This is a genomic window from Arthrobacter sp. PvP103, assembly GCF_017833075.1.
Lineage (GTDB): Bacteria > Actinomycetota > Actinomycetes > Actinomycetales > Micrococcaceae > Arthrobacter.
In genome coordinates, this window is the sequence record NZ_JAFIBQ010000001.1 from 499,816 (window position 1) to 524,560 (window position 24,745).

The following is a 24,745-nucleotide window of genomic DNA, read 5'->3' on the forward strand; positions in this document are numbered from 1 at the left end:
GTGCCGGGCTGTTGGTGGCGCTCCCCCTGTGGCAGGTGCGCACCCAGCAGGCACAAGGACTAATTTTGCCACATTCGGAGGATTCCGGCGAATCCGGAGACGCCTGACGGCGTCGGCGGTCCCGCGGGACGTCAGCCGTCCGCCGGCGCGCCATTCCCGGGCTCCTCCGGGCGGCGCCGGAGATGACCGTCGACGACGTCGTACCCCAGGTCGCCGAGCGCGGCGCGGTCCGCGCGGGGAAGATTGCCGGCGTCGAACTCTGCGAGCAAGTCGGGCCGGCGTTGGGCGGTCCGGCGGTACTGCTGATGCCGGCGCCACTGGGCAATCTTGCCGTGGTTGCCACTCAGCAGAACCGGGGGAACCTCGCGGTCACGCCAGGAGGAAGGCTTGGTGTACACGGGGTATTCCAGCAGCCCGTCCGAGTGTGATTCCTCCACGAGGGATTCCGGATTGCCCACAACCCCCGGAAGGAGCCGGACGATGGCTTCCGTCATGGCCAGAACGGCCACCTCGCCGCCATTGAGGACGTAGTCCCCCAGGCTCATGGGCCGGACCGTGAAGTGCTCTTCCGCCCACTCGATGACACGTTCGTCAATGCCCTCGTAGCGGCCGCAGGCAAAAACCAGCTGCTCTTCCCCGGCGAGCTCGTGTGCCAGCGCCTGGGTGAACCGCTCCCCTGCAGGGGACGGTACGATCAGCACCGGCTTACGGGCGGCGTCGCCGGCCCTGGCTGCCGCTACGGTACTAAGCGCCTGTGCCCACGGTTCAGCCTTCATCACCATGCCGGCTCCGCCGCCGTACGGAGTGTCATCCACCGAGCGGTGCTTATCAGTGGTGAACTCACGGAGATCATGGACGTTCAAGTCCAGGATGCCGTCCTGGCGGGCCTTCCCGATCAACGAAAGTTCCAGGGGCGCAAGGTACTCGGGGAAGATGCTGACGACGTCGATCCTCATTTAGGCGTTGTCTCCGGCCTCAGCCTTGCCCGGCTCCGCCTCGCCCGGCCCGGATTCGCCGGCGTCCGACGTTTCGCCGGAATCTTCAACGTTGATTTCGAAGAGGCCGGGCGGCGGAGTGACCAGGATGTACTTCTCTCCGACATTGACCTCAGGCACGATTTCCTCGACGAAGGGAATCAGGATTTCCTTGCCGTCCGGTGACTCCACCACGATAAGGTCCTGGACCGGAAGGGTGCGGAGACCGGAAATCGTGCCTACGACGGCATCGCCAACGCGGACGTCGAGGCCGACGAGCTCGTGCTCGTACCAGCCTTCGTCGTCTTCCTCCTCGAGTTCTTCGGTCTCGATGAACAGCTTGGCGCCGCGCAGGGCTTCGGCCTGGTTGCGCGTCTCGATGCCTTCGAAGCCCAGCAGCAGGATGTCCTTGTTCCAGCGGGCACTGTCAACGGTGAGCGGCCCCGCCGACGCGGGTTCAACCACGAACCGGGTGCCCGGAATGAATCGGTCCTCCGGCGCGTCGGTCAGGACCTGGACGGTCACTTCGCCGCGGATGCCGTGCGGTTTGCCGATTCGTGCCACCTGAAGCTGCATCTGTTCCTCTGTTCCGGGATTCGTTCTGTTGTGGTTCTACTGCGGCCGGGCCGAAAACAGTCCGGCCCCTCCACCATAATCTGGTGAAGGGGCCGGACTTGAGACAAGTATTGCGGGGCGTTTACCGGCGGCGGTCGGTGTCGACGACGTCGACCCTGACCTGCTCGCCGCCGGCCAGCGCCGCCACGACAGTGCGCAGCGCGCGTGCCGTGCGGCCCTGACGACCGATCACCCGTCCAAGGTCGTCCTGGTGAACCCGTACCTCGAGGGTGTCCCCGCGGCGGTTGTTCTTGGCGCTGACCTTGACGTCCTCGGGACTGTCAACGATCCCGCGGACAAGGTGTTCGAGCGCTTCTGCCAGCAATTTACTCAGCCTCGGTGGTCTCTGCTTCAGCTTCGGTGGAAGCCTCGGCTGCCTCGTCCTTCTTGGCCTTCTTGGTGATGGCTTCCGGGATGATCACGGAACCCTTTTCCGGCGTAACGAAGGCAGCCTTGGGAGCCTTGGTCTTCAAGGTGCCCTCCTGGCCGGGGAGACCCTTGAACTTCTGCCAGTCACCGGTGATCTTGAGGATCGCGGCAACCTGCTCGGACGGCTGTGCGCCGACGCCGAGCCAGTACTGGGCACGGTCCGTGTCGACCTCGATGTATGAGGGCTCTTCGGTGGGGTGGTACTTGCCGATCTCTTCGATGGCACGGCCGTCACGCTTGGAGCGTGCGTCCATGACGACGATGCGGTAGTACGGTGCGCGCATCTTGCCAAAGCGCTTAAGGCGAATCTTTACGGCCACTTTTGTGGTCACTCCTGTTTCTGAAACGGGGTCGAGCCCGGCGTTCTGCACCCGTGGGGCGGGCCGTACTAGGGGGTTCTAAAAGGACAGGATCCGGACGCGGAGAGAGGGGCCACGCAGATCGAGTACCTGTTTATTGTGCCAGATCGGCGGCGGGATTTCGACTTGACACCCGGCGGGCCGTTCAGGAAGACCAGACATACAGCCCGGTCCGGGCGTTCGGATCCACGCTGCCGGCCATCTGTGCGAGCCGCTGGACATACCCGCGGGCCTCTTCGGAACCAAAAGGCATGTCCTCCTCCGCCGCCCACCTGGCAGCCACGTCCTCCAGGACATCGCCCTCGCCTTCGGTCTCGTAGCTAAGGAGTTCGGCGAGCGCACGCACCATGGCGGCCGGCACGCCCAGGAGCGAATCGCTGGCCACGTCCACCATGGCGAGCTCGTAGTCCGCCCCCGACGCGTGGACAGCCGCTCCAGCGAGGTCGCCAAGCTGTTCAATCTCAAAATCGCTGATGTCCGGAATCCGAAGCGCGTCCGGAGCAGCGGGGCCTCCGCCGTCGAGTGCCGCCGCGCGCTTGAGCGCCTCGTCGTGGGTGGAAACAAAGATTTCGGTGAAACCCATGAAAATCATCCTCATTCCGTCGGCGGTGCGATGGTCCGGCGGGCAGCTTCGCAGCCTTCCCGGACTTCCGGCTTCAGCCTAACCCAGAAGAACGCGCAGCTCAGCGCCGCCTCAGCGGACGGCGACGCGGATCCGGTTGCGCCACGGATCCTCAAACCGCAGCTCGGCTCCCGTGTGGTGCGACGCGACGCCGGCAACCCGCAAACGGTCGGCGAGCGCGCCGACGTCGTCCGTTTTTGGCACTTCGATCAGGACTTCTCCCAAACCAAGGGTGTCCCGGCGGGGTCCCGCGCCCCTGCTGTTCCAGACGTTCATGGCCATGTGGTGGTGGTAGCCGCCGGCCGAGACGAACAGGGCCTGCCCGTGCCATCCGGCGGTCTTTTCGAAGCCAAGAGCGCCCACGTAGAAGTCGTGCGCCGACTGGACGTCGCCGACCTGCAGGTGGACGTGCCCGACGCCGGCCGCAGCGTCGCGCTGACCGCTCACCGCGTCCTCAGTCAAGTAGTCCTGCAGGAACCGCTGCGGCGGCAGGGCAAGGCTGTCCATCACCACGTTGGCACCTTCCCACGACCAGGCGGTCCGGGGGCGGTCCCAGTAGAGTTCGATGCCGTTGCCCTCCGGGTCGTTGAAGTAGAAGGCCTCGCTGACGAGGTGGTCTGCGCTTCCCGTGAAAAGCCTCGGTTCATACCGGGCGGCAGAGGCCACCGTGGCAGCGAGCGACGGGCGGTCCTCGAACAGCAGTGCCGTGTGGAACAGCCCCGCCTCGCCCTTCGCCGGGAGGTTAAGCCCGGGGGCCGGCGCCAGATGGACCAGGGGCGCTCCGCGCCGTCCAAGGTACACGCCGCCGTCCTGCTCAGCCACGACGTCCAGCCCGAGCGCGCGCTGGTAATAGTCCGTCATCAGCTTCATGTCGCCCACCTTGAGCATCACCGTGCCCATGGCGAGATCGGCGGGCAGCAGGTCATTGCTGCTGGATTCTGTGGTCATGCCAACTCCAAACTCCGGAAGCTAGGCCGCCGATGTCCGGCGACGCTTACATAGAGTAAATTACTTGAAGGTTCAATTTATTCCTAGCGGAGATGCCGCCCCGAAGAACGATGTGCTTGAGGTGCCGAAGTGTGGCCGGATTGACCCTGGGGTCCAGTTCGCACAGCACGACGTCGGCGCTGGCACCTTCCGCGATGCCGTCCGCTCCCAGCCACTCCCGCGCCGCCCAGGACGCGGCGTCCAGGGCTGACGCCGCGGGCAGGCCGGCGGCGTGGAGCGCCTGGATCTCGTCCACGATCCTGCCGTGGCTGATGACACTGCCCGCATCAGTCCCGGCGTAGATCGCCACGCCCGCTTCGAAGGCCTCGAGGATGCGCTCGTTCCGCCGTTCCCAGAGCGCCTGCATGTGCGCCGCGTACACCGGAAACTTCGCTTTCGCACGAGCCGCGATGTCCGGAAACGTCGCAATGTTGATGAGCGTGGGAACGATGGGAACGCGCTGGTCCACGAACCGGGGGATGTGGCGCGGCAGCAGGCCGGTTCCGTGTTCGATGCAGTCGATGCCGGCGTCGAGCATGTCATCCAGGGTGTCCTCTGCGAAACAGTGGGCGGTCACCCTGGCGCCTTCGTCGTGGGCGGCGCGCACAGCGTCCCGCACCACTGCGGCCGGGAACGACGGCGCAAGGTCGCCGGCGTCCCGGTCGATCCAGTCCCCTACGAGCTTGACCCAGCCGTCACCCGCCAGCGCCTGCTTGCGTACGGCCTCGACCAGTCCTTCCGGTTCCACTTCGATGGCGAATCCCCGGAGGTAGCGGCGCGTCCTGGCGATGTGGCGGCCGGCGCGGATGATGCGCGGCAGCTCCGGCCGCTGCTGGAGCCAGCGCGTGTCGTGGACGGCGCCGGCATCACGGACGAGCAGCGTGCCCGCGTTCCGGTCCGTGACAGCCTGCTCTTCGGCGACGGAATCCGGAACGTCACCGGCTGGTCCTAGCCCGATGTGGCAATGCGCATCGACCAGGCCCGGCAGCACCCAGCCGCTCAACACCAGGTCAGGCGGAGCGGCCGGCCGTGTGAATGTCAGCCTGCCGTCCACGGCCCAGAGGCCCTGCCGTTCCCGGTCGGGGGCGGTGAGCACGGTCCCGCTGAATTCGATGACGCCACGCATGCTTCCAGCCTAGACCGGCCGACTGCCCTCCCCAGTTGTGACCTGCATGTGACACGGACCCGCCCCGGCCCTGTGGTAGCTTCGTCTACGACCACACGGGTGCCCTTGCAAGGGCTGAGATCGGGCTGACGCGGCCTGCGACCGTTGAACCTGTCCGGGTAATGCCGGCGAAGGAAGTGAGTATTCCGTGAATACACAAGAAACACAGCTGATCCCTGCCCAAAACGAGGCCGCCCCCGGCAATTCGGCACCTGCCGAAGCGCAGTCCCTGAAGTCGCACTCGCTGGCATTCATCACCGATGAAGCCACCGGGATCCGGGTGCCGGTGACCGAAATCGCCCTTGAGGACTCACCGGGCGGGGCAGCCAACCCGCCGTTCCGCGTGTACCGGACTGCCGGGCCCGGCAGCGATCCCGTGGTGGGCCTGGAACCTTTCAGGACCCGGTGGATCGAGTCGCGGGCCGACACCGAGCCTTATGGCGGCCGGGAACGGAACCTGCTCGACGACGGCCGGTCGGCCGTGCGCCGCGGCGCCGCATCCGCGGAGTGGAAGGGCGCGCAGCCGTGCCCCGCCGCGCCGTTGAAGGCAGGACTGTCACGCAGATGCACTACGCCCGGCAGGGTGTCGTGACGCCGGAGATGCAGTTCGTTGCCCTCCGCGAAAACTGCGACGTGGAGCTGGTCCGCAGCGAAGTGGCTGCCGGCCGCGCCATCATCCCCAACAACATCAACCACCCGGAATCCGAACCGATGATCATCGGCAAGGCCTTCCTGGTGAAGATCAACGCCAACATCGGCAACTCGGCCGTCACGAGCTCCATCGCGGAGGAGGTCGACAAGCTGCAGTGGGCCACACTGTGGGGCGCCGACACCGTGATGGACCTGTCCACCGGCGATGACATCCACACCACCCGTGAGTGGATCATCCGCAACTCCCCCGTGCCGATCGGCACCGTTCCCATCTACCAGGCACTGGAAAAGGTCAACGGCGAGGCCAACAAACTGACGTGGGAAATTTTCCGCGACACCGTGATCGAGCAGTGCGAGCAGGGCGTGGACTACATGACCATCCACGCCGGCGTGCTGCTGCGGTATGTGCCCCTGACCGCCAACCGGGTGACCGGCATCGTCTCCCGCGGCGGCTCCATCATGGCCGGCTGGTGCCTTGCCCACCACCAGGAGAACTTCCTGTACACGCACTTCGACGAGCTGTGCGAAATTTTCGCCAAGTACGACGTCGCGTTTTCGCTGGGCGACGGGCTGCGGCCCGGTGCGACGGCGGACGCGAACGACGCCGCCCAGTTCGCCGAACTGGATACCCTGGCCGAACTGACGCAGCGCGCCTGGGAGTTCGACGTGCAGGTGATGGTGGAAGGACCCGGCCACGTGCCGTTCCACCTGGTCCGTGAAAACGTGGAACGCCAGCAGGAACTCTGCAAGGGAGCACCGTTCTACACGCTGGGGCCGCTGGTCACGGACATAGCCCCGGGCTACGACCACATCACCTCCGCCATCGGCGCTACGGAAATCGCCCGCTACGGCACGGCCATGCTCTGCTACGTCACGCCCAAGGAACACCTGGGGCTGCCAAACAAGGACGATGTCAAGACAGGCGTCATCACCTACAAGATCGCCGCCCACGCCGCCGACCTCGCCAAGGGCCACCCCGGCGCGCACCAACGCGACGACGCCCTGTCCAAGGCCCGGTTCGAATTCCGCTGGCGGGACCAGTTCGCCCTCTCGCTGGACCCGGTCACCGCCGAATCCTTCCATGACGAGACGCTGCCCGCGGAGCCAGCCAAGACCGCGCACTTCTGCTCCATGTGCGGGCCCAAGTTCTGCTCAATGCGCATCAGCCAGGACATCAGGGACGAGTACGGTTCCGCCGAGGCACAGTCGGCACTCGCCGAGATGGCGGCAGGCATGCGTGAGAAGAGCAACGAATTCCTCGCGGCCGGCGGCAAGGTCTACCTACCCGAGCTGCAGCTTCCAGACCCGGAACGACCGGGCCGGCACGGTGCAGCGACGGGCGACGCTACGACGCCCGTGAGTGCTGACGCCTGCTGACTTCCGCGATGAACGACCGGATAACCCGGTCTCCCTCCACCGAATCCTGAGGCCGGTGTCCGCCCGCGGCAACGCGGTGCTGGGCACCGGTTTCACGCAGGTAACCGGCTATCTCTTCGTAGAGCGGCTCCCAGCCGCCGGTGAGCACGAGCGTGGGGACTCCCGGCACGATCTGCAGTGGCGCCTCCCACGGGGGCGCCTGCAGCCGCAGCCGGCGGGCGGCGTTGAGTGCTTCCGGCGTGGCCGGCCCATCACTGTGCACGGAAAATGCCCGACGGACGAACTCCCGCTGGAAGTCGTCGTCGCCGAGCTGATGCCGCACGTCAAAAAGCGGCTGCATCAAGGCGCGGTGCGCAGCAGTGGCCGGCAGTTCGGCGGTCAGTGACAGGCAGGCGGGCTCCACGAGGGTGAGGGAATGCACCAGGTCCGGGCGTTCCACGGCCGCCATCATGGCCGCAATGGCGCCCTGGGCATGGGCCACGACGTGCCCGCCGGCCGCGCCCCGGCCATCGTCCGCCAAGGCCCCCAGCACAATCCCGGCGTCCGCCTGGAAGTCCGATTCGACGGGCTCCGCAGACGCGTCGAAACCGTGCCGGCGCAGGAACAGTGCGTCGTAGGCCAGGGCCATGCCGTGCTGCTTGGGCCACGCGGCAGACCCGAAGGCTCCCGAACCGTGGACGAACACTACGCGCTGCTTAAACATGCCCCAACCCTATGGCAATGGCCGGACAATTCGGCCGGTCGACATCGAACCTGCCGGCAGCCACGTTGACCGTTCGTGAAACCGCGCCGCCAGTAACTACTTGCTCCCGCCGAGGAACTTGTCGAAGCCCTTGGGCAGGTTGAGCTGTGACGGATCGAAGTCCGCTCCCTGCTGACCGAAAGCCGCTCCGGTCGGAAGCGCCTTGCCGGCGCTGGCGCGCCGGGCCTCGGCGTCGCGGAGTTCCTGCGCTGCCTTGGCCGGGTTTCCGGACTTGGCCTTCTTCTTTGGTGCGTTCTTGGCGCCCTTGCGGGCTCCTCCGCCGCCGCCCATGCCCGGCATTCCAGGCATGCCCGGCATTCCGCCGCCGGCTGCCATCTTCTTCATCATCTTCTGTGCCTGGGCAAACCGCTCCAGCAGCCCGTTGACGTCCGACACGTGCATGCCCGAACCCTTGGCGATGCGTGCCCGGCGCGAGCCGTTGATGATCTTGGGGGCAACGCGCTCATGAGGGGTCATGGAGCGGACGATCGCTTCGACGCGGTCGATTTCGCGTTCGTCGAACTGCTCGAGCTGCTGGCGGATGTTCTGCGCGCCCGGCATCATCATGAGCATTTTCTTCATGGAGCCCATGTTGCGGATCTGCTGCATCTGGGCCAGGAAGTCGTCCAGCGTGAAGTCTTCCTGGTCGGCGAACTTCTTCGCCATCCGGGCCGCTTCGTCCTTGTCCCAGGACTTTTCAGCCTGTTCGATCAGCGTGAGAACGTCGCCCATGTCGAGGATGCGGGACGCCATGCGGTCCGGGTGGAACAGCTCAAAGTCGTCGACGCCTTCACCCGTTGAAGCGAACATGACGGGCTTGCCGGTGACCGACGCAACGGACAGGGCGGCACCGCCGCGTGCATCGCCGTCGAGCTTGGAAAGGACGATGCCGGTGAAGTTAACACCTTCGTCGAATGCAAGCGCCGTGTTGACGGCGTCCTGCCCGATCATCGAGTCGATGACGAAGAGCACTTCGTTGGGCACGATCGCCCGGCGGATCTGGCGCGCCTGCTCCATCATTTCGGCATCCACGCCGAGTCGTCCGGCGGTGTCCACGATGACGACGTCGTGGAGCTTCTGGCGCGCTTCCTCAACACCGGCACGGGCAACTGCCACCGGGTCGCCGGCCGGGTGGTCCAACTCCATGGAGGTGGCACCCGGGTGCGGGGCGAAGACGGGCACCCCGGCGCGCTGCCCGACAACCTGGAGCTGGTTGACAGCGTTGGGCCGCTGGAGGTCGCAGGCCACGAGCATGGGGCTGTGGCCCTGGGACTTCAGCCATTTGGAGAGCTTGCCGGCGAGGGTTGTCTTGCCGGCACCCTGGAGACCCGCGAGCATGATGATGGTGGGGCCCGTTTTGGCCAGGCGGATACGCCGGGTCTCGCCGCCCAGGATTTCGACGAGTTCCTCGTTGACGATCTTGACGATCTGCTGGCTCGGGTTCAAGGCACCGGACACCTCGGCGCCCAGGGCCCGCTCGCGCACCCGGCCCGTGAACTCGCGGACCACGGGCACGGCAACGTCAGCGTCCAGAAGGGCCCGCCGGATCTCGCGGACCGTGGCGTCAACGTCCGCCTCGGTGAGGCGGCCCTTGCCGCGGAGATTCTTGAAGGTTGCTGTCAACCGGTCAGAGAGTGAATTGAACACGCGCCGTGCACTTCTTTCAGTGGATCTACAGCTGGCGGCCGGTGCGGCTCGCCAGAGTCGTGACTGTTGTTGGCCTGGACCAACTGCCTCGACAACGGGACTCGACTATCTAGGGTACCAAGACAGCCCTTCAAGATGGCATGCTGGCAGGATGGCCGCCCAAACCACTGTAAAAACACTGCTCATCCTCGGCGCGTCCGGGGACCTCACCGGCCGGCTGCTGCTGCCTGGACTCGCCCGCCTTGCTGCCCGGGGGCGTGCCGACGGGCTGACGCTCGTGGGTGCCGGCTCGGATCCCTGGACCCATGAACAATGGCTGGAACGCGTCGAGACGTCCTTTGCCGATTCGAACTCCCAGGCAGACGCCGTCGGCAGGCGCGAGCTCAAGCGCATTGCGGGATCAACGGCGTACCACCAGCTTGACGTGACCGCAGGCGGGGAGCTGGCCTCCCTGCTTTCCGGCCTGGAAGCCCCGGTGGCCGTCTACTTCGCCCTGCCGCCGCACGTCAGCCAGAAGGCCTGCGAGGTGCTGGCTCCGGAGGAAGTACCCGCCGGCACCCGGCTGGTCATGGAAAAGCCCTTCGGATCCAGTGAGGATTCCGCCCGCCACCTCAACCGGACCCTCGCGGCCCTGGTTCCCGAGGACCACATCCACCGGGTGGACCACTTCCTGGGCAAGGCAACGGTACTGAACATCCTCGGCCTCCGCTTCGCGAACACCTTCCTGGAGCCGATCTGGAACCGCGATTACATCGAGAAGGTGGAGGTCATCTTCGACGAGGACCTCGCACTCGAAGGCCGTGCCCGCTACTACGACGCCGCCGGCGCGCTCCGGGACATGATCCAAAGCCACCTGCTGCAGATCATGGCGCTGATGGCCATTGAGCCGCCGGCTTCCGTTGACGAGCGTGACCTCCGGGACGCTGTAGCCACGCTCCTTCGCGCCAGCAGCGTCAAGGCGCCCTACCGGTCAAGCACCCGGCGTGCCCGGTACACAGCAGGGTCCATCGACGGGCGGGACGTGCCGGACTACGCCAAGGAAAAAGGTGTGGACGCGTCCAGGAACACCGAGACACTCGCGGAGGTACAGGTGGACATCGGCAACTGGCGCTGGGCGGGAGTGCCTTTCATCCTCCGTTCAGGCAAGGCACTCGGGGCAAAACGCAAGGAAGCCGTGGTCACCTTCAAGCCGGTGCCCCATCTTCCCAAGGGATTCACCGGCGTCGATTCGCCGAATCAGCTCCGCATCGGATTCGGGCCCGACACTCTTCAGTTCGACGTCGACGTGAACGGCCCCGGCAATGTCCTAAGCCTTGACCGGGCCACCCTGAACGCCGAACTCAGCGCATCCGAGCTGCTCCCCTATGGCGAAGTACTCGAGGGCGTCCTCACCGGTGATCCGTTGCTGTCCGTCCGGGCGGATACCGCAGAGGACTGCTGGCGTATCATTGAGCCGGTCATCAAGGCATGGGGCCGCGGCAGCGTTCCGCTGGAGGAGTACGCTGCAGGAACATCGGGGCCCGGGGGCTGGCCCGTCTAGGGTCTTCCGAACGCACAAAGCGGGCCGCTACCAAAAGTAGCGGCCCGCTTCACGCGTTGTGCGTGGGCTAGATAGCGGCCGAGCCGCGTTCTCCCGTTCGTACTCTTACAGCTTCGAAAACGTCCACCGTCCAGACCTTGCCGTCGCCGGCACGCCCTGTGTTGGAGCTGGCGATGATGACATCCAGGATGTCGTCCGCCTGTTCGTCCGTGGCCAGGACCTCAACGCGGATCTTGGGAAGCAGGTCCACGTTGTACTCAGCCCCGCGGTACACCTCGGTGTAACCGCGCTGCCTGCCGTATCCGCTGGCTGCGCTGACCGTGAGGCCCTGCACACCGTAGGATTCGAGCCCCTCCCGGATGGAGTCGAGCTTTTCCGGCCGGACGATTGCTGTGATCAGTTTCATGCCCCCACACTTTCCTTACCTGTTGCTGCGTCAGTCTTCTTGCCGTTTTCGGTTATCGGAGCGGACTCCTCGGCCTGCTTGCCGGTGATCAGTTCATGCAGCGGCTGGAAGCTTCCGCCGTGGCCGCCGACGCCGAACTCGTAGGCAGTTTCTGCGTGCAGGCTGAGGTCCACACCCACCACTTCCTGCTCCTGGGAGACGCGGAAGCCCATGGTCTTGTGGATGGCCAGTGCGATCACGGTCGTCAGGATGGCCGAGTAGGCGATGGCGATGCCTGCTGCTGCGAGCTGTGCCCACAGCTGGGTCAGGCCGCCGCCGTAGAACAGGCCGCCGCCGACGCCCTCAACCGGGAGGGCGATGAAGCCCAGGGCGACAGTGCCGATGATGCCCGACACGAGGTGGACGCCAACGACGTCCAGCGAGTCGTCGAAGCCCCAGCGGAACTTGAGGCCGACTGCCAGGGCGGAGGCCACACCGGCGACGACACCGAGGCCAAGTGCACCGATCGGGCTGACGTTGGCGCAGGCCGGGGTGATGGCGACCAGGCCGGCAACAACACCGGAAGCTGCACCCAGTGAGGTGGGGTGGCCGTCGCGGATGCGTTCGGTGACGAGCCAGCCGAGCATGGCAGCTGCAGGTGCGGCAAGGGTGTTGACCCAGATGAGGCCGCCCTGCTCCGCAGTGGTTGCCGCGCCGCCGTTGAAGCCGAACCAGCCGAACCACAGGATGGCCGCGCCGAGCATCACGAACGGGATGTTGTGGGGGCGGTGGTTCGGGTCCTTGCCGAAGCCCTTGCGGTTGCCGATGATCAGGACAAGGATCAGGGCTGCGACGCCGGCGTTGATGTGGACCACAGTGCCGCCGGCGAAGTCGATTGCCGGACCGAGAGCCTGGCCCACTGCGCCTTCGGGCCCGAAGAGGCCGCCGCCCCAGACCATGTAGGCGATCGGGCAGTAAACCAGCGTGACCCAGACGGGGACGAACACGGTCCATGCGCCGAACTTTGCGCGGTCCGCGATGGCGCCGCTGATCAGTGCCACCGTGATGATTGCGAACGTTGCTGCGTAGCCGACCTTGATAAGTCCGTCCGGAGTGGTGATGCCTTCAAGTCCGAACGTCGCGAACGGGTTGCCGACGATCTGCATGAAGCCCTCGCCGGAGCTCATCGATGCGCCCCAGAGCACCCACACCACGCCCACCATGCCGATGGAGATGAAGCTCATCATCATCATGTTCAGCGCGGCCTTCGCACGTGTCATGCCGCCGTAGAAAAATGCCAGCCCTGGTGTCATGAACAGCACAAGTGCCGCCGCAACCATGAGCCATACGTGACCTGCGGTAAGTTCCATGGTGCACGTCCTCCCTTGCCTAGATGCTTAGTTGATCCTGCGGACTGGTCCGCTTGCCCAACGCCTTTTGCGTTCTTAGACGATTTTTGCCGGGCAGTGTTTCGCCGGCGGAGGAATTAGATGTCCGGGTTGTTACAACAACCTCCCGGAAGTAAATGGTGCATATCCTGCTTGTTACGGATATGTTTCACCAGTCCTAAACCGCACATCCCAGCACCCTGCAAGGACAACGGCACCATGACCGATCGATTCCACTCCGGTAAGGCCCTGCCCCGCCGGAATGGTGGCCAAACCGACCATCCCGACGCTGCGGTGCAGCCTCCTTCCCCGCGGCTCCCCCGCGACATTAAAGTGATGCTGGCCGCTGCGTTCCTGATCGCGCTGGGTTTCGGGCTCGTGGCGCCGGTATTGCCCCAGTTCGCGACCACGTTCGACGTCGGGGCAACGGCCGCCGCCGTGATCGTGAGTATTTTTGCCTTCATGCGGCTGCTGTTCGCGCCCGCCGGCGGCGCGCTGATCGTAAGGCTGGGCGAACGGCCGGTCTATGTGGCCGGCCTCTTGATCGTGGCAGCCTCAACGGCGGCCTGCGCCTTCGCCCAGGATTATTGGCAACTGCTCATTTTCCGGGGCCTGGGCGGCGCAGGCTCGGTGATGTTTACGGTTGCTTCCATGGCGCTGGTGGTCCGGCTGGCGCCGCCGGAGAGCCGCGGCCGGGTTTCGGGCGCCTACGCGTCCGCATTCCTCATCGGCAACGTCTGCGGCCCTATCGTCGGCGGAATGCTTGCCGGTTTTGGCCTCCGCGTCCCGTTCCTGGCGTATGCCGCTGCTCTGGTCCTGGCCGCGCTGGTGGTCCAGACGCAACTCAGCCACGTGCCCGGCAAATCGCGGAAGGATGGCAGCCTGGAGCCGGCGATGAGGCTCGGCGAGGCGTTGCATGACAGCGCCTACCGTGCGGGGCTGTTCTCCAGCTTCGCCAACGGCTGGGCAACCTTCGGTGTCCGTATGGCCACGGTGCCGCTTTTCGCCGTGGCTGCGCTGAATGCCGGACCGGCTGCGGCGGGTTGGGCGCTGGCGGTCTTTGCCGGCGGCAATGCGGCAGCCCTGACGGTCTCGGGGAAACTTGCCGACAGCCTCGGCCGCAAGCCTTTGATGATCTCCGGGCTGGTGCTCACCGGTGTGGCCACCGCAGGCATCGGTCTGACCCACGACATGCTTTGGTTCCTGGCGGCCTCCGCCGTCGCCGGAATAGGTTCCGGCCTGCTGGGTCCGGCCCAGCAGGCCGCCATTGCCGATGTGATCGGCAACGGACGCTCCGGCGGCCGTGTGCTGGCGGTCTTCCAGATGATGTCCGACGCCGGCGCCATCATCGGCCCGGTCCTTGCCGGCCTCCTGGCGGACCGGCTCGGGTACGGGTGGGCGTTCGGCGTGACCGGCGGGGTGCTCATCGTGGCCGCGGCCGGCTGGCTACTCGCGCGGGAGACCCTCAAACGGCCTGCCTAGCTCAGTAGCCTGCCCGGTCCAGTAGCCAGCCGGGTTGGGACTGCTCAGTTCAGCAGGGCGTCCACGAAGCTCTCGGCATCGAACGGGGCCAGGTCATCCGCGCCTTCGCCCAGCCCGATCAGCTTGACCGGAACCCCGAGGGTCTTCTGGATTGCCACCACGATGCCGCCCTTCGCGGTGCCGTCCAGCTTGGTGAGCACAATGCCGGTGATGTTGACTACTTCGGAAAACACGCGCGCCTGGTTCAGGCCGTTCTGTCCGGTGGTGGCATCCAGCACCAGCAGGACTTCATCCACCTCGGCCAGCTTTTCGATGACACGCTTGACCTTGCCAAGCTCGTCCATCAGGCCCACTTTGTTCTGGAGCCGGCCGGCGGTGTCGATCATCACTACGTCGACCTCCTGGTCGATGCCCGCCTTGACCGCTTCATAGGCGACGGAGGCAGGATCGGCGCCGTCGACGTCGGACTTCACCGTGGGGACGCCGACGCGCTGGCCCCACGTGGCGAGCTGCTCCGCGGCGGCCGCACGGAAAGTGTCCGCCGCGCCCAGCAGAACGTCCTTGTCTTCGGCCACGAGGACGCGTGCTAGCTTGCCCACCGTGGTGGTCTTACCGACTCCGTTGACGCCCACCACCATCATGACGGCGGGCTTGTCGGCATGGCGATCAGTACGGAGGCTGCGGTCCATGGTCGGGTCCACGAGCTTGATGAGTTCTTCGCGAAGCAGGGCTTTGACCTGTTCGGGGGTCCGTGTGCCCAGCACCTTGACGCGCTCCCGGAGGGCGTCAACCAACTGCATGGTCGGCTCGGTGCCAAGATCCGCGAGAAGGAGGGTTTCCTCGACCTCGTCCCAGACGTCCTCATCGATCTTGTCGCTGGACAGGAGCGCCAGCAGGCCCTTGCCGAGGATGTTGTTGGACCTGACAAGGCGTTCCCTCAGCCTTGTCAGCCGTCCCGCAACGGGCAACGGCGTCTCCACTGCAATGGTTTCAAGCCCCGCCGCGTCGTCGGGTACCTCGGCGGTCTCCAGCCCTTCGAGGTCGACGCCGCCGGGCGCCTTGCGCTCGGGTGTGACCGCCGGGCGATCCTCCACCAGGGTTCCGCCGCCGCCGCGCAGGGGTTCGACGGGATCGTTGGCGTCCCGGGTGCCGGGGTACTTGGTGATGTTCCTGCGGGTCTTCAGGAGGACCGGGATCAGTCCGCCGATGACCACCAGGGCAGCGAGGATGGCAAGAATAATGGGGAGGATGTCATTCACTCCCCTAGCTTCTCACACACGTTTCACCCATGAGACACACATGAAATGCTGCGGTCCGGGCCGCTATACGTCCGCGCCGAGCCGTTGACTGATGACGGTCGAAACCCCGTCGCCCCGCATGGTGACGCCGTAAAGCGCGTCGGCAACCTCCATGGTCCGTTTCTGGTGCGTGATGACAATCAGCTGGCTGGACTCGCGGAGTTCCTCGAAAATCGTGATCAGCCGGCCCAGGTTGGTGTCGTCCAGGGCGGCCTCCACTTCGTCCATCACATAAAACGGCGATGGCCTCGCTTTGAAGATGGCCACCAGCAGGGCCACTGCGGTCAGCGAACGCTCGCCCCCGGACAGCAGTGAGAGCCGCTTGATCTTCTTGCCGGCCGGACGCGCCTCCACTTCAATTCCGGTGGTGAGCATGTCTGACGGGTCGGTCAGGATAAGCCTGCCTTCACCGCCCGGGAAGAGCCGGGCGAAAACGCGGACGAACTGCGCCGAGGTATCTGCGAACGCTTCGGCGAACACCTTCTGCACACGGTCATCTACTTCCTTGATGATGTCCAGCAGGTCCTTGCGGCTGGACTTGAGGTCCTCGAGTTGGCTGCTGAGGAACTGGTGCCGCTCCTCCAGCGCGGCGAATTCCTCCAGTGCCAGCGGATTCACCCGTCCCAGCGAAGAAAGGTCCCGCTCTGCTTTGCGGAGCCGTTTTTCCTGCTCATCGCGGACGAAGGGCTTGCCTTCCAAGACCGGGGTGCCGTGCTCGTCCACCGGTGCCCGGAGCGCAGCCCACTTGTCACCCGACGTCCCCGCCGGCACCGGCACCAGCTGGTCGGGACCATAGTCTGCCACGAGCTGGTCCGGTGATAAGCCGAGTTCCTCGACGGACCTCAATTCGAGGGCTTCGATCCGCAGCCGCTGCTGGGTGCGGGCAAGCTCATCGCGGTGGACCGAATCCGTCAATTCCGCTAGCTCGCGGCCCAGGGAATCGTTCTGTGACCTCACTTCGACCAGTTCACGGTCCCGGAGCTCCCGCTCTTCCTCTGCAAGGTCCCGCGAATGCCGGGCTAGCTCCACGGAGACGTCCATGAACCCGATGACCTGCTCCACCGCAGCTGAAACGGCCGCCGCCCGGCGCGCCTGGAGCCTGCGGCGGCGGGCGCGCTGAGCAGCTTCTTCCCGGGCCCGGCGCTCCGCCGCCGCCGCCCGTTCCAAGGACAGGGCGCGATTGCGGGTGGCGGTCAGTTGCTCTTCGGCGCTCCGCAGCGAAAGCCTGGCTTCCATCTCGGCCGCCCTCGCACCAGCGGCCGCCAGGGCCAGCTCATCCCGGAGCTCAGCCGACGGTTCCTCATCCTCAGGGGCCTGCCGGGCTGCCTCCAGGCGCGCGACTGCAGCCTGCAGGGCCTCCTCCCCGGCCGCAATATTGGCCTCTGCCCTGGCCAGCGAGGCACCAAGCCGTTCGCTCTCGCCCACGGCGCTCCGCAGCACCGAGTTCAGATGGCCCAGCCTTTCGGCCACGGCCGCCAATCGGGCATCCGATTCGTGGAGCCGCTCCAAGGCGGCATCCGCGCGTTCCTGGGCCTGGGTCCTGCGTGCCTGGGCGGCGGCGAGTGCAAACCGGTTCCGCTCAAGATCAGCGCTTACTTTGGCGAGCCGCGTCTCGGCGTCGTCGACGGCGGCCTGCACCTCCAGCAGCGACGGTGCACTCGCCGAGCCGCCCCGGACGGTGAATGCAGTGAAGACATCGCCCGCCCGTGTCACGACCGTCAGGCCGGGCTGCGCGCGGATGAGCGCCGACGCCGACTCCAGATCCTCGGCAACGGCAGTTCCAGCCAGCAGCCTGCGCAGAAGGACGTGCACCAGGGCGCCCGTTTCGGAGGCGTCGCCCTCCGGCGTTGACGGGAACCCGTTCAGTCCGGCGGCAGAAGTGGTGACGAGGTCCGCGGCCCAGCGGGCACCCCCGGGCAGTGGCCGCCATGCTGGCGCGGCTCCGCCGCCGGACAGCGGGTCCGCGGCGTCTTGCCCGGCCGGCACCGCCAACAGCAGCGAGGCAAGGCCGGCGTCGTCGGCCTTGAGTAGCTCCAGGGCCTCGACGGCGGTCCCGGCATCCCTGACCACGACAGCATCCGAGCAGTTTCCCAGCGCGGCTGCGATTGCCGCCTCATACCCGGACTCGACGGAGAGCATGGATGCCAGGGGCCCCATGATCCCGGGCAATCCCGAATCCGCCACCCGGCCTGACCCGTCCCTGCGGTTGAGCCCAAGCTGCAGCGCGTCCCGCCTGGCCAGCAGCGAATCGCGCTCCCGTTCCCCCTCGCGTTCGGCAGACTTCAGCGCCTCGATGTCCGCCAGGATTGCGTCCAGTGAAGCGCTGGCGTCCTCGTAGTCAGCGTCCAGGGATTCCTCGCCGTCTTCGACGCCCGCGACCTGCGATTCCAGCGCCGTGAACTCGCTCTGGGCGCGGCGTCGGCGCTCATCGCCAGCCGTTTGGGATTCCCGGAGCCGGCCAAGCTCGGCCTGTGCAGCTTCCACTCGTGAGCGCGCCGCACCCACCTGGCCAGCCAATTTTGCCAGTCCTTCACGGCGGTCGGCGGCGGCACGAAGCACTGCAGCCAATCGTTTGTCTTCGGCACTTGCAGCACTTTCGGCTTCCTGCTTGGCTGCCGACGCGGCTTCAAGTGCCGTGCGCTGCCGCAGGATCGCGTCCTCCAGGGCGGCCTGCTCTTCGCGGACCCGGGCGGCATTCCTTTCGAGCTGCTCCGGATCCCTCCCGGAATCCGGTATCTCGTCCGCAGCACCCAGCAGCCGGCGGCGTTCCTCTGCAAGCGACCCAAGAGAGCGGAATCTTTCCCTGCCCGCCGATAACTGGTACCAGGTGTCACGCGCAGCATTGAGCCGGGGGGTTGCCTCGGCCGCGAGTTGTTCCAACGCCGCCTGCCGCTGACGACCGTTTTTGAGGCCCTCCTCCACAACAGCCCGGCGCGCCTTCAGCGCCGATTCGTCGGCCACATCCTGGGCAAGGGCGGACTGCAGCTGCATCAGGTCGTCCGCCAGGAGCCTGGCACGGGCGTCCCGGACGTCAAACTGGACGCTTTGGGCCCGTCGCGCCACTTCCGCCTGCTTGCCAAGAGGGGTCAACTGTCGCCGGATTTCACTGGTGAGGTCGCTCAGTCTCTGCAGGTTTGCCTGCATCGCTTCCAGCTTCCGGACCGTTTTTTCCTTGCGCCGGCGGTGTTTGAGAATGCCTGCCGCCTCTTCAATAAAGCCACGCCGGTCCTCCGGGGTGGCGTGCAGGACCTTGTCCAGCTGGCCCTGCCCCACGATCACGTGCATTTCCCGGCCCAGGCCGGAATCGGAGAGCAGTTCCTGTATGTCCAGGAGACGGCAGCCCGCACCGTTGATGGCGTACTCGGACCCGCCGGTGCGGAAAAGCGTCCGTGAGATGGTCACTTCGCTGTACTCGATCGGCAGGGCGCCGTCAGTATTGTCGATGGTCAACGAGACGTGGGCCCGGCCCAGCGGCGGGCGGCCGGACGTGCCCGCAAAGATGACGTCCTCCATCTTGCCGCCGCGCAGGGTCTTGGCACCCTGTTCCCCCATGACCCAGGCCAGTGCATCCACAACATTGGATTTCCCGGAACCGTTCGGACCGACCACTGCAGTGACACCCGGCTCGAAGTCGAACGTCGTGGCTGACGCGAACGACTTGAATCCGCGGACGGTCAGGCTCTTGAGGTGCAAGGTGGTTCGGATCTCCTGAATGGCTGAAGCGGGCTGTTCCCGGCTTAAATCTACTGCGTGCCAATGACAAAGCCCGGATTTTGGCACGTTGCGGCGTCCAGACCCTTGCCACACCTCGTTGCAAGCCCTTAGACTCGCGGCTAAAGGTTGCTTGACGCTGCTCGACCCGGTGGTCTCACACCGGATCGACTTGGCAGGATCCAGCGGAGCTGGACTGGCCATGATGCAGTGAGGGGCGTTTACGACGCGACCTTTTGCTGGACGACAACTGAATATCTTGGTTTGGCTGCGCCGGGGGGCGGCATGCAGGGCAGTGCACAAAGCACCGCCTGATTAGCAACTGCGCACTCACTCCAGGAGTTCACATGTCTGTACCCTCAGCCGATCGCACGCTCAAGGCCTTCAAGCAGGTCATCTTCCTGCTGGCATTAGCGATGGTGGCCGCGCTCCTGCCGGCTGCAGCACCTGTCGGGCTCCTACCGTTGGCATATGCGGCGGACCCCTGTGCTCCCGTTGTGAACGCCATTGCCTGCGAAAACTCCAAACCGGGAAGCCCGCCATCAGAGTGGGACATCACCGGGGCGGGTGATTCGGACATTCAGGGATTTGCCACCGACATCAGTGTCAACGCCGGCCAGCCGATCAACTTCAAGATTGATACCAACGCGTCCAATTACTCCATCGCCATCTACCGGACCGGCTGGTACCAGGGCCTCGGGGCCCGCAAGATCGCCAACGTCACCCCCCTGGCCTTCCGGCAATCACAGCCGCAATGCCGCTCCGACGTGGCAACCGAACTTTACGATTGCGGAACGTGGGCCGTTTCGGCCACGTGGCAGGTCCCGGCCACGGCCGTCTCCGGCGTCTACGTCGCCCTCCTGACCCGGCCGGACACCGGCGGCCAAAGCCACATCACTTTCATTGTCCGCGCCGACGGCAGCCATTCCGACGTGGTCTTCCAGACCTCCGACACAACGTGGCAGGCCTACAACACCTATGGCGGCTCCGACTTCTACGAAGGCGGGGCGAACGGCAGGGCCTACAAGATCAGCTACAACCGGCCGGTTTCCACCAGGGGCGGCCCTGACGGACGGGACTTCTACTTCGGCAACGAGTACCCGTTAGTGCGTTTCCTGGAGAAGAACGGCTATGACGTCAGCTACATCAGCGGCGTCGACACTCACCGGGACGGCGCGCAGCTCCTAAACCACAAGGTATTCCTCTCCGTGGGCCACGACGAATACTGGTCAGGTCCCCAACGGGCCAATGTGGAAGCCGCACGCGACGCCGGCGTCAACCTTCAGTTTCTGTCCGGTAACGAAATGTACTGGCGCACTCGCTACGAACCGTCCCAGGTTGACAGCGCGGCATACCGCACGATCACGTCCTACAAGGAGACGTGGGCAAACAGCAAGGTGGATCCAAGCACCGAGTGGACCGGGACTTGGCGTGATCCCAGGTTCGCCGCGCAGGCCAATGGGGGCGGGATGCCGGAGAACGGATTGACCGGGACCTTGTACATGTCCAATTTCACGGACCTGCCCGTTACTGTGAGTGCTGCGGAGGGTAAGGCCCGCCTGTGGCGCAACACGTCTCTCGCCTCCTTGGCAGCCGGAAGTTCCGCGCAGCTGGCACCCCATACAGTGGGCTACGAGTCCAACGAGGACCTGGACAACGGGTTCAGGCCCGCAGGGTTGATCAGGCTGTCAACGACCACCGGCCCGACGGACCAGTACCTCCAGGATTTCGGCAACACAGTGAAACCCGGAACGACCACCCACAACACGACGCTATACAGGGCAGCGAGCGGTGCGCTGGTCTTTTCAGCCGGCACTGTCCAGTGGACCTGGGGCCTCGACCAGCAGCATGACGGGAACGGTGCCGCCGCGGATCCACGGATGCAGCAAGCCCAGATCAACTTGCTGGCGGACATGGGCGCCCAGCCAGGCACGCGAGATCCGGCGCTGGCCGCGGCAACTGCCAGCAGTGATGCGGCAGCACCAACAGCCTCCATCTCCTCCCCCGCAGAAGGTACCGTGGTTGCACACGGCAGCAGCATCACGGTGTCGGGCACAGCCAGTGACAATGGCGGCATCGTCGCCGGCGTCGAAGTCTCCACCGACGGCGGGACCACCTGGCATCCGGCCCAGGGCAAACAAAACTGGACTTACACATATATCCAGAAAGGGCTCGACACGGCCAGCATCAAGGTGCGCGCCGTGGATGACAGTGCCAACATCGGCACCGCTTCGACCCGAAGCCTGCACCTAAGCGGCCCCTACACCGTGTTCGGCCAGCAGGTTCCGGCCGTTCCGGATTCCCAGGACGGCGGAGCCTACGAGCTCGGCATGAAGATCACGCCGAGCGTGGACGGTTTCATCACCGGTGTCCGGTTCTATAAGAGCACCGGCAATTCCGGCACGCATGCCGGTTCGCTGTGGGACTCTGCCGGCCAGCGCCTGGCGAGTGCCACATTCACTGCGGAATCAGCATCAGGATGGCAAAAGGTGCTATTCGGCCAGCCGGTGCCCGTGACGGCCGGACAGAAGTACACGGTGTCATACACGGCCCCCAACGGCCACTACGCCGTGGCAGAGAACCAATGGGCAAGTTTCGGTTTTATGGAGCCCCCTCTTACCGTCGCAGGCGGTTTCGGCAGTGAACCGGCCGGCGTGTATGGCGGGCCGGGCGCCTTCCCAGCAAGCAGCTTCGGCAACGGCAACTACTTCGTGGACGCAGTCTTTGACACAGTGGACAACACGCCCCTGACAGCCTCCGGCCAGTGGCCGCTAGCAGGATCTTCCAGCGTGTCCCAGTCCACCACAGTAGGAGCGGTCTTCTCCAAGCCTGTCGCGGCCTCAACTGTCCAGCTCACCCTGACGGCATCCAACGGAACAACGGTCACCGGATCCGTCGCCTACGACGGAACCTCCCGCAAGGCAACTTTCACACCCGCAGCCGCCCTCGAACCGGCGACCATTTACACTGCGGCGCTCGGCGCAAGCGCCACGGGAGGCGGCTCCCTGACCGCCGGAGGAACCTGGTCCTTCACGACGGTCGTTTCCCCATCACCCCCAGGGAGTTGCCCGTGCGGTTTCTATGATGATTCAGCCCTCCCGGGAATTCAGGAGTTCCGTGACGGCGTGCCGCTGACGCTGGGCCTCCGGTTCTCCAGCACAATCGACGGAACCGTGACGGGGGTCCGCTTTTACAAGGCCGCCGGCAACACGGGCACACACACCGGATCTCTCTTCACCGCAGCCGGTCAGCAGCTGGCAACCGCCACGTTCGCCAACGAAAGCACTTCCGGTTGGCAAACAGCCCACTTTGATCAGCCCGTTGCGATGGCGGCGAACACCGAATACATCGTGGCCTACAAGACGGACATCGGTACATATTCCGCAACGATCAATGGATTCGGGAGTGGACTCAGTTCAGGCAACCTGCGGACTTCTTCCGAGGCAGGCGCCTATTCGTACACCAACAACTTCCCGGACGCCCGTTCCCACGCCAGCTACATGGTGGACGTGGTGGCCGAATATCCAGAGGTAGCATTCACGGCAGCCGGACACACCCCCTACCCGGGCTCCTCCAGTGTTGCACCGAGTACTCAGGTGGGCGCGACATTCTCTAAGCCGGCGGTACCCTCAACTGTCCGTCTCACCTTGGCAGGACCTGACGCCACGGATATCCCGGGGACCACTAGCTACAATCAGGCAACAGGCAAGGTGGAGTTCACGCCGTCGGCACCCCTGACGGCAGCCACTACCTACACGGCCACCCTGACGGCAAGTTCTACGACAGGCCAGGGACTCGAGACCGGCGGGACCTGGTCATTTACCACAGCACCGCCGCCGCGGACCGAGGGCGATTGTCCGTGCACTCTCTACCAGGACACTACTGTGCCTGACGTGCCGGAGTTTAGGGACGGAGTGTCACTGACCTTGGGCGTCCGGTTCTTCAGCACCACGTCCGGCCAGGTCTCAGGGGTCCGCTTCTTCAAGGCCCCCGGCAACACCGGGACCCACACAGGTGCCCTTTACAGCGCGAACGGTCAGCAACTGGCCACAGTCACTTTCAGCGGAGAAACCACCGCGGGGTGGCAGACAGCGACCTTCAGTCAACCAGTGGATATAGTTGCCAACACCGAATATGTGGCAGCATACCGAAGCCCCACAGGTACCTATTCCGCAACTCCCGGAGGGCTCAGTTCAGCGCTTATCAGCGGATCACTGCATGCGACGTCCGGCGCTTACAGCTATAGCGGCGACTTCCCGTCATCCTCGTCGGGCGCCAGCTACCTCGTGGATGTCGTTTTCGCCGGCACCCCACCGCCGCTGAGTGTGCTATCACAAATGCCGGCACCAGACTCGACTGACTTTCCATTGACGTCGAAACCGGCGATCACGTTTTCGGCGCCCATTCAATCCGGCTTTGCATTCGAGTTGTCGGCAGGCGGTTCACCGGTCCCAGGAAGCGCAGGGCTGTCAGCGGATGGCAGCACCGTCACTTTTTCGCCGGACCAGCAACTGCAGCCCGACACGACATTGACTGCCAGCATCAGCAACGTCATCTCAACCCAAGGAGCCGCGTTGGCACCGCTTAACTGGCAATTCAGAACGGCCAATCCGTCGGGTGCTCAACAAACCATGTTTGGCTCCTTGCTACCGGCTGTTCCAGCTGCAGCAGGCGACAATTCATCCATCGAGCTGGGAACCGCCTTCTCAGTTTCTTCGTCGGGTAACGCCACGGGCATCCGCTTCTATAAGGGTCCTGGCAACACCGGTTCCCATGTGGGTTCGCTGTGGAATTCAGCCGGTGAGAAGATTGCCCAAGTTACCTTCACCGAGGAGACAGCAACCGGTTGGCAAACCGCAATATTTGCCAACCCGGTCCCGCTCGAGGCTGGCCAGAACTACGTAGTTTCATACCAGGCACCTAATGGCAACTACGCCTACACATCGGCGTTCTTCACGCAATCGTGGACCAACGGTGTCTTCACCGCACCGGGCCCCAACAACGGCGTCTTCCGATACGGGGGAGGCGGACCGGTCCCAACGAACTCCTGGAATTCCACGAACTACTTCGTCGACGTCGTCTTCACCCCGGCTTCACTGTAGGGCCGACTCCCGTCGGGCGTGTGCCGACGCCCGACAGGAGCCGGACGGCAACCCGCCTGTCCGCAAGGTACTCTGCCGAAGCCGTCAAGTCATATCCGGGAAATATGCTGCTAACTCCAGCGTCGGCCGTAGTTGCAGGCAAAGCCCAAACTACGGATCCGGCCTGGCACTGGCCTTCCGTCCGACTGCGGCTCACACGGCTTAGTTCCGGGCCAGGGGTCGTCGCCCGCTCCCGGGCCGCCAGCAGGACCGGTAGCCATCTTCTCCACCA

Annotated in this window: 16 protein-coding genes, 1 pseudogene and 1 riboswitch; of the genes and pseudogenes, 4 read left to right on the forward strand and 13 right to left on the reverse strand. The window is 65.2% G+C overall.

The genetic code is table 11. The features are described from left to right. Nucleotides 1-131 precede the first annotated feature (131 nt). The 7 genes from trmD to JOE41_RS02400 form a co-directional block, all read right to left on the reverse strand. Nucleotides 132-956 (reverse strand): tRNA (guanosine(37)-N1)-methyltransferase TrmD, encoded by an 825-nt coding sequence (gene trmD, locus JOE41_RS02370; RefSeq protein WP_209750682.1) that lies wholly within the window; start codon nucleotides 954-956, stop codon nucleotides 132-134. After that, entirely contained in the window at nucleotides 957-1,550 is a 594-nt protein-coding gene (gene rimM, locus JOE41_RS02375; RefSeq protein ID WP_011692323.1) for a ribosome maturation factor RimM, read from the reverse strand. It lies immediately after the preceding gene. A 121-nt stretch (nucleotides 1,551-1,671) separates the two neighbouring features. Further along, entirely contained in the window at nucleotides 1,672-1,914 is a 243-nt protein-coding gene (locus JOE41_RS02380) for an RNA-binding protein (RefSeq protein ID WP_011692324.1), read from the reverse strand. Nucleotide 1,915: 1 nt separating this feature from the next. Continuing rightward, nucleotides 1,916-2,338, reverse strand: a complete 423-nt coding sequence (rpsP, locus tag JOE41_RS02385) for a 30S ribosomal protein S16 (RefSeq protein WP_028271661.1) — start codon at nucleotides 2,336-2,338, stop codon at nucleotides 1,916-1,918. Nucleotides 2,339-2,522: 184 nt separating this feature from the next. Then, the gene (locus JOE41_RS02390) at nucleotides 2,523-2,960 is read right to left on the reverse strand and encodes a hypothetical protein (RefSeq protein WP_011692326.1); all 438 of its coding nucleotides are present in this window, start codon (nucleotides 2,958-2,960) and stop codon (nucleotides 2,523-2,525) included. A gap of 111 nt (nucleotides 2,961-3,071) precedes the next feature. Beyond that, nucleotides 3,072-3,947: a VOC family protein gene (locus JOE41_RS02395; RefSeq protein WP_209750684.1), complete on the reverse strand. Its 876-nt coding sequence runs from the start codon at nucleotides 3,945-3,947 to the stop codon at nucleotides 3,072-3,074. A gap of 46 nt (nucleotides 3,948-3,993) precedes the next feature. Next, a complete protein-coding gene (locus tag JOE41_RS02400) occupies nucleotides 3,994-5,112 on the reverse strand; it encodes an amidohydrolase family protein (RefSeq protein ID WP_209750687.1) in 1,119 nt (372 codons plus the stop codon). 85 nt (nucleotides 5,113-5,197) lie between these two features. After that, a riboswitch (TPP riboswitch) is annotated at nucleotides 5,198-5,305 on the forward strand. Between JOE41_RS02400 and thiC the strand changes: the two are divergent. Further along, nucleotides 5,300-7,179 (forward strand): annotated as a pseudogene (gene thiC / locus JOE41_RS02405) (phosphomethylpyrimidine synthase ThiC). (Overlaps the previous riboswitch by 6 nt.) On the opposite strand, the gene JOE41_RS02410 reads toward thiC, so the two are convergent. Both JOE41_RS02410 and ffh read right to left on the reverse strand, forming a co-directional pair. Then, on the reverse strand, nucleotides 7,148-7,882 hold the full coding sequence (locus tag JOE41_RS02410; protein WP_011692330.1) for a hypothetical protein: 735 nt from the start codon (nucleotides 7,880-7,882) through the stop codon (nucleotides 7,148-7,150). The pseudogene thiC and the gene JOE41_RS02410 sit on opposite strands and share 32 nt — an antisense overlap. Before the next feature lie 96 nt (nucleotides 7,883-7,978). Further along, on the reverse strand, nucleotides 7,979-9,568 hold the full coding sequence (gene ffh / locus JOE41_RS02415; RefSeq protein ID WP_011692331.1) for a signal recognition particle protein: 1,590 nt from the start codon (nucleotides 9,566-9,568) through the stop codon (nucleotides 7,979-7,981). Between the two features lie 151 nt (nucleotides 9,569-9,719). Between ffh and JOE41_RS02420 the strand changes: the two genes are divergently transcribed. Then, the gene (locus tag JOE41_RS02420) at nucleotides 9,720-11,108 is read left to right on the forward strand and encodes a glucose-6-phosphate dehydrogenase (RefSeq protein WP_209750689.1); all 1,389 of its coding nucleotides are present in this window, start codon (nucleotides 9,720-9,722) and stop codon (nucleotides 11,106-11,108) included. A gap of 67 nt (nucleotides 11,109-11,175) precedes the next feature. Here the strand turns inward: JOE41_RS02420 and JOE41_RS02425 are convergent, their stop codons facing one another. After that, nucleotides 11,176-11,514, reverse strand: a complete 339-nt coding sequence (locus tag JOE41_RS02425; RefSeq protein WP_011692333.1) for a P-II family nitrogen regulator — start codon at nucleotides 11,512-11,514, stop codon at nucleotides 11,176-11,178. Further along, nucleotides 11,511-12,863, reverse strand: a complete 1,353-nt coding sequence (locus JOE41_RS02430; RefSeq protein ID WP_209750691.1) for an ammonium transporter — start codon at nucleotides 12,861-12,863, stop codon at nucleotides 11,511-11,513. The genes JOE41_RS02425 and JOE41_RS02430 overlap by 4 nt, the downstream gene beginning before the upstream one ends. A gap of 354 nt (nucleotides 12,864-13,217) precedes the next feature. On the opposite strand from JOE41_RS02430, the gene JOE41_RS02435 reads away from it, so the two are divergent. Continuing rightward, nucleotides 13,218-14,363: an MFS transporter gene (locus JOE41_RS02435; RefSeq protein ID WP_245200857.1), complete on the forward strand. Its 1,146-nt coding sequence runs from the start codon at nucleotides 13,218-13,220 to the stop codon at nucleotides 14,361-14,363. Between the two features lie 44 nt (nucleotides 14,364-14,407). Here the strand turns inward: JOE41_RS02435 and ftsY are convergent, their stop codons facing one another. Then, complete coding sequence (gene ftsY, locus JOE41_RS02440) at nucleotides 14,408-15,622, reverse strand: signal recognition particle-docking protein FtsY (RefSeq protein ID WP_209750693.1); 1,215 nt, start codon at nucleotides 15,620-15,622, stop codon at nucleotides 14,408-14,410. 63 nt (nucleotides 15,623-15,685) lie between these two features. Next, nucleotides 15,686-19,354, reverse strand: coding sequence for a chromosome segregation protein SMC (smc, locus tag JOE41_RS02445; RefSeq protein ID WP_209750695.1), 3,669 nt, complete (start codon nucleotides 19,352-19,354; stop codon nucleotides 15,686-15,688). A gap of 365 nt (nucleotides 19,355-19,719) precedes the next feature. Here smc and JOE41_RS02450 point away from each other — a divergent pair, with 365 nt between their 5' ends. Next, nucleotides 19,720-24,474, forward strand: coding sequence for a DUF4082 domain-containing protein (locus JOE41_RS02450; protein WP_209750698.1), 4,755 nt, complete (start codon nucleotides 19,720-19,722; stop codon nucleotides 24,472-24,474). Nucleotides 24,475-24,745 lie beyond the last annotated feature (271 nt).